This is a genomic window from Frankia tisae, from assembly GCF_025403405.1.
Lineage (GTDB): Bacteria > Actinomycetota > Actinomycetes > Frankiales > Frankiaceae > Frankia > Frankia tisai.
Map to the genome: position 1 here is coordinate 1 of NZ_JANEZT010000261.1, position 9732 is coordinate 9732.

The 9732-nt window shown below is 73.5% G+C and carries 7 protein-coding genes and 1 pseudogene; 3 read left to right on the forward strand and 5 right to left on the reverse strand.

Annotated elements, in window-relative coordinates; translation table 11 throughout:
- Positions 1-47: 47 nt before the first annotated feature.
- Positions 48-725: a TIGR03086 family metal-binding protein gene (locus NBZ85_RS21725; RefSeq protein WP_261554170.1), complete on the reverse strand. Its 678-nt coding sequence runs from the start codon at positions 723-725 to the stop codon at positions 48-50.
- 409 nt (positions 726-1134) lie between these two features.
- Here NBZ85_RS21725 and NBZ85_RS21730 point away from each other — a divergent pair, with 409 nt between their 5' ends.
- Positions 1135-2583, forward strand: coding sequence for a glycosyltransferase family 4 protein (locus NBZ85_RS21730; RefSeq protein ID WP_372517655.1), 1449 nt, complete (start codon positions 1135-1137; stop codon positions 2581-2583).
- Positions 2580-3617: a lysylphosphatidylglycerol synthase transmembrane domain-containing protein gene (locus NBZ85_RS21735; protein ID WP_261554171.1), complete on the forward strand. Its 1038-nt coding sequence runs from the start codon at positions 2580-2582 to the stop codon at positions 3615-3617. Before NBZ85_RS21730 ends, NBZ85_RS21735 begins: the two co-directional genes overlap by 4 nt.
- Here the strand turns inward: NBZ85_RS21735 and NBZ85_RS21740 are convergent.
- The 4 genes from NBZ85_RS21740 to NBZ85_RS21755 form a co-directional block, all read right to left on the reverse strand.
- The gene (locus tag NBZ85_RS21740; protein ID WP_261554172.1) at positions 3614-5290 is read right to left on the reverse strand and encodes an MDR family MFS transporter; all 1677 of its coding nucleotides are present in this window, start codon (positions 5288-5290) and stop codon (positions 3614-3616) included. The two genes, NBZ85_RS21735 and NBZ85_RS21740, sit on opposite strands and share 4 nt — an antisense overlap.
- 217 nt (positions 5291-5507) lie before the next feature.
- A complete protein-coding gene (locus NBZ85_RS21745; protein ID WP_261562506.1) occupies positions 5508-7436 on the reverse strand; it encodes an ABC transporter ATP-binding protein in 1929 nt (642 codons plus the stop codon).
- A complete protein-coding gene (locus NBZ85_RS21750) occupies positions 7433-8515 on the reverse strand; it encodes an RNA-guided endonuclease TnpB family protein (RefSeq protein ID WP_261554174.1) in 1083 nt (360 codons plus the stop codon). The genes NBZ85_RS21745 and NBZ85_RS21750 overlap by 4 nt, the downstream gene beginning before the upstream one ends.
- A complete protein-coding gene (locus tag NBZ85_RS21755) occupies positions 8512-9087 on the reverse strand; it encodes an IS607 family transposase (protein ID WP_261554192.1) in 576 nt (191 codons plus the stop codon). Before NBZ85_RS21755 ends, NBZ85_RS21750 begins: the two co-directional genes overlap by 4 nt.
- A 296-nt stretch (positions 9088-9383) precedes the next feature.
- Between NBZ85_RS21755 and NBZ85_RS21760 the strand changes: the two are divergent.
- A pseudogene (locus tag NBZ85_RS21760) lies at positions 9384-9732 on the forward strand (galactose oxidase); the annotation flags it as partial.

Consider the following 9732-nt stretch of genomic DNA (forward strand, 5'->3'; position numbering starts at 1 on the left):
GCCCCACCCACCGCCGCGGCCGGCGGGGCGGGGACGCCGATCCTGATCTACCCCCTGTGCTGACCTCCGTCGAGGTGCTGGCCACTGTCGAGGCGGGGCTGCCAGTCCGGTGAACGGCCGGTGAGGGCGATCAGCCGGGTCCATTCGTCCGCGTCGTCCGGCACCGTGACGGGGTTGGCGAAGATGCCGACCACTCGCCAGGCGTCGATCTGCCGGCGCAGGCTGTCGTGGACCCAGTGCACGAGTTCGCGGTTGTTGCCGACGGTCCGCGCCGATGTGGTGTCGCCGGGCAGCCGCCCGGCGGCGTCGACCGCCCGGGCCAGGTCCCAGCTGTGGATGAGCAGGTCGGCGGTGAGCTGGAAGGCGTACTCGCCCGCGGGGGTCGGTCCGAACGACAGCGTCGGGATCGACGACCAGGCCTCCGGCCGGTCCCAGGCGTCCCGGCTACGGCGGGCCGTCGCCGTCCAGCGCGCGACCGGATCGTCGCCGAGCTGATCCCCGTCGAACCGGGTGCCGATGTCCTCCCGGGTGAGGCCGGCCAGCAACGGCGGGACCCACAGGTGCTCGACGGTGAGGTGGTTGACCAGCGCGCGGGCGTCCCAGTCCCGGCATGGCGTCGGCGCCGCCCAGGAACCGGGTGGCACGGCCCGTACCTGCATGTCGAAGGTGTCCAGCGCCCAGTCGAGCCAGCCGCGACGTTCCGTGACGGTAAGCGTGCCCACCATCGTCGTGCTCCTTCCCCGCCGCGTGGCTGATCGCCCCCGGCCGGCGCGCCGGCGGCGCGGACAGCCCGTCCACTGCCTACCCGGATACTCGGGCCGCCCAACCGACCCCGCCCGGCTCGCATCGGGTGGTCTCCCGCCGGGTGAGGTGAGCGGCGCATTCGCAGAGACGCCGGCGGTGTGCGGCGGTCCGGACCGGTTCGACACCGCCCGTCGCGACCGCCGTCACCGGCCACAGACCGCCAGCCGGGCACCGCGGGGCGCATCCCATTCGCGGCACTCATCCGGCTCACACCGGCCGCCTGCCATCATCTCCCCTCATGGATGGTCGACTGCCGTCGTGGCCCGTCATACGGGCCGACGCATGCCTCCCGCCGCCGCATGCCGTACACCTCCACCGGCCGGACGCCGCGTGAGGCGGACTCCCGGCCCGGCGGGACCGGACGAGTCCGTGCCGCCGGGCGGTGGCGTGCCCGCACCGGCGGCGCCCCCCGACGCCCGGCCGGCCGGTATCCCCAAGGCCGCCGACCTGCCCCGGACGCTGGTAGTGGCGGACAAGTTCCCCCCGGTCCTCGGTGGCATTCAGACGTTCGCCTGCCACCTCACCGCCGGTCTGCCCGCCGACCGGGTCATCGTCGTCGCGCCGGCGGCGCCCGGCGCCGAGGCGTACGACCGCACGCTGCCCTTCCCGGTGGTCCGGGCCGGCGAGCGGATCCTCACCTCGCCGCAGTCCCGGCGGATGCTGCGCTCGCTCGTACGCACCGAGGGCTGCGAGGCCGTCTGGTTCCCCACCGCCGCACCGTTCGGGATGCTCGCCCCGACGCTGCGCGAGGAGGGCGTCACCAGGGTGGTGGCGTCCAGTCACGGACACGAGGTCGCCTGGTCCCGGCTACCGGTGGGCTGGTCACTGGTGCGCACCGTGGCCGCCCGCGCCGACGTGTTGACGTATCTCACCGCGTTCACCCGCCGCCGGCTGGTCGCCGTGTCCCCGAAGGGCACCACCCTCGCCCGGCTCACCGGCGGCGTCGACACCCACCGCTTCCGGCCCGGGGCCGGCGGGGATGACATCCGTCGCGCCCTGGGCTGGTCGGACCGCCCGGTCGTGATCTGTGTGGCCCGGATGGTGCCGCGCAAGGGGCAGGACACTCTCATCCGCGGCTGGCCAGCTGTGCAACGCCGCCACCCCGGGGCACGCCTGCTGCTCGTCGGGCAGGGACCCGCCGAGGCCCGGCTGCGCCGTCTCGCCGGGCAGGTCGGGGTGGCGGACGAGGTGCACTTCGCCGGCGCGATCGCCGACGAGGAGCTGCCCGCCTACCTCGACGCCGCCGACGTGTTCGCCATGCCGTCACGCACCCGTTGGCTCGGCCTGGATCTGGAGGGGCTCGGCCTGTCCTCCCTGGAGGGGGCGGCCAGCGGGCTGCCCGTCATCACCGGTGCTCAGGGCGGCGCACCGGACGTCGTCCTGCCCGGCCGCACGGGCGAGGTGGTCGACGGCCGGGACACCCCCGCCGTGGCCCGTGCCGTCGTGGAACTGCTCGACGATCCCGACCGGGCCGCTCGGATGGGCCTGGCCGGGCGGGAATGGATGCGCGCGGCCTGGAGCTGGGGCGCGCTCGCCGGACGCCTCGCCGGGCTGCTCGCGGGGAGCTCGGGTTCCGATCTCGACCCGGTCGCGTCACACTCCTTTGAACCGGCACAGGCGCGTCGCGCAATCCTCGACGAGGACATGGCAGAAACCATCGCGGCGGGCGGCGTCATCCCGGACAGCGTCATCCCGGACAGCGTCGAGGCGGACCGAGTTGACGCGGACCGAGTTGACGCGGGCCAGGGCCACGCAGACGCCAGGACGGGAGGACGGTGAGGCGCCAGGCACCAGGGTCGGCGGCGGGCGGCGGGGTGCTGCCCGCACCGGCCCTCGACAGCGCCGCGGCGCTGGTCGTCGCGCCCCGGCGCGGCCGGTTCTGGCTGGTTCGCCCGCTGCTGGCCTGCGCGGCGCCGCTGGTGGCGGCGGTGTGGCTGGTGCGCTCATGGTCGACGGTGCGGACCGGCATCGACGCGCTGGCCAGCGCCCACCCCTTCTGGCTGGTGGGCGCGATCGGCGTCGCCCAGCTCACCTGGATCGCCGGCGCGGCCTGCCAGCAGGGGACGGTGTCCCGGTCGCTGCCGGTGCGCCGGCTGCTCGCCGCCCAGGTGGCGGGCAGCGTCGCCAATCATGTGCTGCCCGCCGGGTTCGGGGTCGGCGCGGTGAAGCTGCGTTTCCTGCACCGGAACGGTTTCTCCCTGCGGGAATCCCTGACGGCGGTCGGCCTCGACGCCACCGCCGGGGTCACCACCCATCTGGCCGTGCTGGCCGTCCTGCTGGCGGGGGGATTCCTGCCGGTGGACTCCGCCCGGCTGCCGGACGGCGGCCCGGTGGCCCTGGGCGTCGCGGTGGCCGCGGCGGCCGTCGCCGTCACCGCGCTGGTGGGCTGGCTGGTGCCGGCCGCCCGCCGGCTGGCGCACCGGGTGTGGGCGCGAGTCGTCGACCAGCTACGGTCGATGCGCTCCACGATCAGCTCTCCCACCCGGGCGGCGATGCTGTGGGGTGGCTCCGCGGCCATCCCCCTGCTGCACGCCGGCACCCTGTGGGCGATCATGCGCGCGCTGCACCTCCCGCTCGGCGTCGGAGCGGTCTTCGCGCTGTACTTCGCCGCCAGCGCGGCCTCGGCCCTGGTGCCCTCGCCGGGCGGCTTCGGCTCGCTCGACGCGGCCCTGACCGCGGCGATCATCGCCGCGGGGCAGTCCGCCCCCGTCGCGCTCGCCGCGGTCCTCGGCTACCGCCTGATCACCGTGTGGTTGCCGATGGCGCCCTCGGCCTGTGTGCTCGCGCTGATGGTTCGCCGCGGCCACCTTTAGCGACTGCCGCTGGGAGCTGAGGACCCGGCGTCCGGAGACGCGGCATTCTCCGCGTCCGGCTCGGCGAAGGCCGCGCCGGTCTCCCGCAGCGGCACCTCCTTGAGCATCAGGGACAGCACGAAGGCGAGGGCCAGCACGGCGGCGCCGATCAGGAAGGCGACCGTGATCGCCTCGGTGAAGCCGACCTTGAACGGGTGGGTCAGCGCCGAGTCGAGGCCGCGCAGGAACGAGGTGTCGTTGAGGCTGCCCGAGCCGCCAGAGGACGCGGAGCCGAGCACCTTGAGCTGGTCGGGATGGCTGCGCGCGGCGGCGTCGAACGCCGCCGTGCCGCGCGCGTCCGCGTAGGCGGAGGTGATCCGGGAGCCGACGATCGAGTACACGACCGACAGGAACACCGCCACGCCCAGGGTGCCGCCGAGCTGCCGAAAGAAGGTCGTCGAGGACGTCGCCACCCCGATGTCCCGCGGCGGCACGGCGTTCTGCATGGCCAGGACGATCGTCTGCATGTTCAGGCCCAGCCCGGCGCCGACGACGAACATCGCCAGGTCGACGTAGACCAGGCTGCTGTCGGCCGACAGCCGCCACAGCAGCAGCATCCCGACGACGAGCAGCGCCGACCCGATCACGGGAAGGACCTTGTAACGGCCGGTCCGCGCGGTGATCTGCCCCGCCACGAGCGACAGCACCATGATGCCCAGCACCAGCGGGAGGGTGAGCAGGCCGGCCTTGGTCGGCGAGTTCCCCTTGACGAGCTGGAGGTAGAGGGGGATCAGGGTGATTCCGCCGAACATGCCAATGCCGATGATCGCCGACTGGGCGGAGCCGACGGCGAAGACCCCGTTGCGGAACAGCCGGGGCGGCAGCAGCGCATCGTCCTGGGCGTGCCGCTCCGCCACCACGAACACGGCGATGCCGACCAGCCCGACGCCGTAGCAGGCCAGGGAGTAGCCCGCGCCCCAGCCCCACTCGCGGCCCTGCTCGGCGACGATGAGCAGGGGCACCAGCGCGACGACCAGCGCCGCGGCGCCGAGGTAGTCGATGTGGTGCTCGCGGCGCTCGTGCTCTATGTGCAGGACCCGCGCGACGACGACGAGCGCGAGGATGCCGATCGGCACGTTGATCAGGAAGATCCACCGCCAGCCGTCGACGCCGAGCAACGTGTCCTGGCCGGCCAGCGCACCGCCGACGACGGGCCCGAGGACGCTGGAGGTGCCGAACACCGCCATGAAGTAGCCCTGGTACTTCGCCCGTTCCCGCGGCGGGATGATGTCGCCGACGATCGCCAGGGCGAGGGAGAACAGGCCGCCCGCCCCGATGCCCTGCACGGCCCGGAACGCGGCGAGCATGTACATCGACGTCGCGAACGTGCACAGCGCCGAGCCGGTGATGAACACGGCGATCGCGAACAGGAAGAACGGTTTACGCCCGTACAGGTCGGACAGCTTGCCGTACAGCGGGGTGGCGATGGTCGAAGTGATCAGGAAGGCCGTGGTGACCCAGGCCTGCGCGGTCAGCCCGTGCAGGCTCTCACCGATCCGGTAGATCGCCGTGGAGACCACCGTCTGGTCCAGCGCCGCGAGGAACATCCCCAGCAGCAGGCCGGAGAGAATGACCATGATCTGGCGGTGCGAATAGCCACCGGTGGCGGTGGCATGCCCGGCAGTGGAGGTCATGCGGTGGTCTCCTTTCGACCTGCCGGTCGCGGTCCGGGCCGGCGGGTGCCACGACGGCGCCGGCCGCACCGGATCCACTACCGGAATGCTCCTTCCGCGGGCGATAAACCACGTTCCGCCCACGGCGCTCCTGCCATCCCGCGCCCCGCGGTGCCCGCCGTCCCACGACAAAGCGCCGGGCCGCCGCGTCGGCTGTCGCCCTGCCGGTCTCGGCCGGTCAGACTGTGCTCGGCCGGTAGAGCCGGGCGTAGGCGCCGCCGTCGGCGAGCAGGTCACGGTGGGTGCCGTCCTCGACGACGCGGCCGTGATCCATGACGTGGATGCGGTCGGCGTCGATCACCGTAGACAGCCGGTGGGCGATCACCAGGCAGGTCCGGCCGACGGCGAGCCGGTCCAGCGCCGAGCGCACCGCCGCCTCGGAGAGCGTGTCCAGCGCGGACGTCGCCTCGTCGAGCACCAGCACCTGCGGCGACTGCAGCAGGACGCGGGCGATGGCGAGCCGCTGGCGCTCGCCGCCGGACAGCCGGTAGCCCCGCGCGCCGACCCGGGTCGCCAACCCCTCGGGCAGCCGGTCAAGCAGGGCGGACAGGCTGGCCGCGTCGAGGGCGGCCCGGAGTTCGTCGTCGGTGGCATCCAGCCGGCCATAGCGGAGGTTCGCCGCGATCGTGTCGTGGAACAGGTGCGGATCCTGCGGGACCACGCCGATCGCCGCGTGCAGCCGGGCCGGGGGGATCGCGTCGAGTGGGACGCCCCCGAGCAGGACCCGGCCCCGCTGCGGGCGGTGCACCCCGCTGGCGAGGTAAGCGATCGTCGACTTGCCGGCGCCGCTGGCGCCGACGACGGCCGTGGTCGTCCCGGCCGCGACGCGCAGCGTCACCCCGCGCAGATTCCAGGACGGGTCGTCGGGGCCGGGATACTCGTGCGGCGCGGCGCCCGCCGCCCGCGCGGGTCCCGGCACGGCCTGGTCATAGGCGAACCACACGTCGTCGAGCATCAGCTCGAGGCCCACCGGCGCCAGGCCCACCCCCGACGCCGGGGCCGGGGCCGGGGCGGCCCGCGCCCGAGGCACCGCGACTGCGGCCGGCGACCCGGCGGCCAGCACCCTGGCCTCGTCCTCGGGCACGTCGAGCAGGGCGAAGATCCGCCGGAACGAGGCGCCGGCGCCCGCCAGCTCGGAGCGCAGGTCGACCGCGGAGGACAGCGGGCCGAACGACACCAGCAGTGCGCCGCCGAGGGCGGCCACCGTGCCGAGCGTCGTGCGGTCAGAGGAGACCAGCCAGGCGCCGAGGGTCACCACGGCGGTCATCGTCGCGACGATGCCGAGATTGACCAGGAAACGGACCCGCGAGGTGAGCCTGGCCTGTTCTCGGGCGGCGGCCAGCAGCTCGGCGCCGGCCGCGTCGAACCGCTCCCGCTCGTAGTCGACCCGGTCGAACAGCCGCACGTGCAGCGCCCCGGACACCGAGGAGGTGTCGGCGACCTGGGACATCAGCTGGCCGTCGAACTCGCGCTGGCGCTGCGACAGCGCGGCCAGGCGACGGCGCCCGGAACGAATGATCACCAGGGTGGCGGGGGCGAACACCATCACCGCACCGCTGAGCCGCCAGTCCAGCACGAAGACGACGACGGTGCCGACGACGATGTCCGCCAGCCGGCAGATGACCGCCTGCACGGTCGCGGAGATCGCGTTCTGGGCGGCGAGGACATCCGAGGACATCACCGTCATCACCTCGCCCTGCTGGCTGCGGGGGAAGAAGGCGAACGGCAGCCGCTGCAGATGGGCGTTGACGGTCTGGCGGATGCGTACCGAGACGACCCCGCCGAGCCGGGCGATGAGCGCCATCCGCACGGACAGGACCGTCGACTCGAACACCAGCACCGCGCACAGCAGCAGGACGGGGACGGCGAGGTCGCGCACCCGGCCGGTCGGCAGCGAGGTGTCGATGAGGTGGCGCAGGATGAACGGCCCCGCGGCGACCGCGGCCGACCCGAGGACGGACAGGCCGACGAGGGCGGCCACGACCCGCCCCTGGTCGGCGAAGAAGCGCTCGCTTCGCCGCGCCTCGGCCGCGCCGGTCAGCCGGGCGAGCACGCGCGCGTGCAGGGCGGTCACCGTTGCATGAGGGCGTCGGATAGCGCGCTTCATGCCGCCGTCCCTTGCGGGGCGGCACTCCCGGTCTGACCGGCGCGGGCCGTGCCGGGTTCCCGTTTCGTAGCCACCTGCCCACCGGGGTGGGTCTTACGGTCGGCTCCACGGGCGTCTTCCGTCTCCGACGCACTGGCGGCGACAAGGGTACGCAGGTTGACCGCGGCGTTCAGGTCACGGTCGAGTACCAGCCCGCAGGACTGGCAGGCGAAGGTGCGGCCGGCCAGGGTCAGGCTTGGGTCTCGCCAGCCACAGCCGGAACAGGTCTTCGAGCTCGGGTACCAGCGGTCCGCGACGTGCAGTGCCGAGCCGTACCAGTCGGTCTTGTAGGCAAGCTGGCGGCGGATCTCTGCGAAGCCGGCGGTGGCGACGGCCTTCGCGAGGCGCCGGTTGCGGACCATTCCGGTGACGTTGAGGTCTTCCACGACCACAACGTCGTGGGTCTTCACGAGCCGGGTCGTGAGCTTGTGGAGCCCGTCGCGGCGCTGGTTGACGATCCGGGCGTGGACATGGGCCAGTTCGGCGGCGCGCTGGCGGCGCGATGGCTCGGCGGGGGTGTCCCGGTCGACCTGGGCGGTGAACGACACGAACCAGCGGTCTGCCGTGCGGGACACGGTCGCGCCGAGCAGCCGGGCCCGGCCATCGGCCAGACGGCCGGTGAGCGCGTCCATCGGCTCGTGGACCCTCGCCCGGCCGATCCGGGGGAAGCCGACCCGCCGGCCCTTGCGTTGTCCCTTGCGTTGTCCCTTGCGGGAGTCGGTGAAGTTCTTCAACGCGCGGGCGAGCCGGTCGAGCCCGGCGGAGAACGCCTCCTTCGAGCACTCGTCCCACCACGGCGCGATCTCCCGCTTGGCCGCGTTCCACGCGAGGCGCAACGCGGGAAGCATCCACGGCACCGGAGTCAGCCCGTCGCCGGTAACGCCGTAGGTCTCCTCGGCGGCGCGCTGCGACAGCGCCGCCTTCACCCGAGCCTGGCCCCAGTTGCAGGTGAACCTCGACGCACCCGCATGCCGGCGCAGGCCGGCACGTTGAGTGCCGTTCGGGTCGAGGACGAAGCGGTACGCCTGGAGCGTCTTCACGGGGCGCCGCCCTCGGTGGCCGCGGCGACCGCACGGGCAGCCCGGTTCGCCGCCGCCCGCCGGCCGTACAGCCGGGCGCACATCGACGTCAGGATCTCCGTGATGTCACGGACCAGGTCGTCGTCGACCTCGGCCGGGTCGACCACCAGCAGCCGCCGGCCCGACGCTTCCAGTGCGGCCTGAACGTATTCGGCGCCGAACCGGGCGAAGCTGTCGCGGTGTTCGACGACGATCGTCGTCACGTCCGGGTCGCGCAACAGTGCGAGGAACTTCCGCCGATGCCCGTCGAGCGCGGACCCGACCTCGGTGACAACCTTGCCGACGGCCAGGTTCTGGCCGGCAGTCCAGGTGACGATCCGAGCGACCTGCCGGTCAAGGTCCGACTGCTGGCCGGCGGACGGGACCCGGGCATACACCGCCACCGTCTCCAACGGGTCCGCTCGCGCGGGCTGGTCGACGAGGATCAGCCCGCCCACCCGACGCGCGGGGACCGGGAGCTTGCCGTCAAGGAACCACTGGCGGGCAGTGGAGTACCCGACCCCGTTCGCGGCGGCCCATTCCTTGAGGTTCACACCACTACTATACGGCACTCACTGGCACTATCTGACGCTAAACCGACGACAGTTTCAGCCCTCGACAGGGCGACGGCGGCTGGCTGGGCACGGCAAGGGGTTACGCGGGCCGCGGGCCGCCCGAGGCCGCGTCACCGCGACCACCCGCACCAGAAGATTGCACTCTGAAACAGAGGGAACACACTGCGTGTTCGTTCTGTGCGGACGCCCAGGCCGTCCGGGCCCGCGACGCCACCTAGCCACGCGATCCACCCGTCGGTCGGGTCCGCGGACGCGGGCCTCGGAGGGGGGAACCCATGAGTTGGTCCCGCACGTCACGTCGGTGCACCTCACGCACCTTCGTTCTGGCCGCCACCCTGACGGCCGCGCTCGCCTCACCCGGTCTGCTCGGCACGGGAGCCGCCGCGGCACCAACCAGCACCCCAGGCAGCCCCGCCACCGCGAGCCCCTCGGGCGGCAACTGCCCCTCCTACCCGTCGACGGCCGGCCCGCTGCGCAGCTGGGAGACCGTCACCGCGCTTCCCGCCCCCCGCGCCTACCTCGCGGCCACCACCGGCTGTGACGGGCGGATCTATGCGATCGGCGGCCAGAAGGCTGCGGGCGGCGCGGGCGGCGCCCCGGGTTCGGCCACCGGCTCGCCCAGCC

Bases quoted from the DNA above. Each gene is read 5' to 3' on its own strand.
- NBZ85_RS21740 (WP_261554172.1), bottom strand. From the start codon at position 5,290: ATGACCTCCACTGCCGGGCATGCCACCGCCACCGGTGGCTATTCGCAC.
- NBZ85_RS21745 (WP_261562506.1), bottom strand. From the start codon at position 7,436: ATGAAGCGCGCTATCCGACGCCCTCATGCAACGGTGACCGCCCTGCAC.
- NBZ85_RS21725 (WP_261554170.1), bottom strand. From the start codon at position 725: ATGGTGGGCACGCTTACCGTCACGGAACGTCGCGGCTGGCTCGACTGG.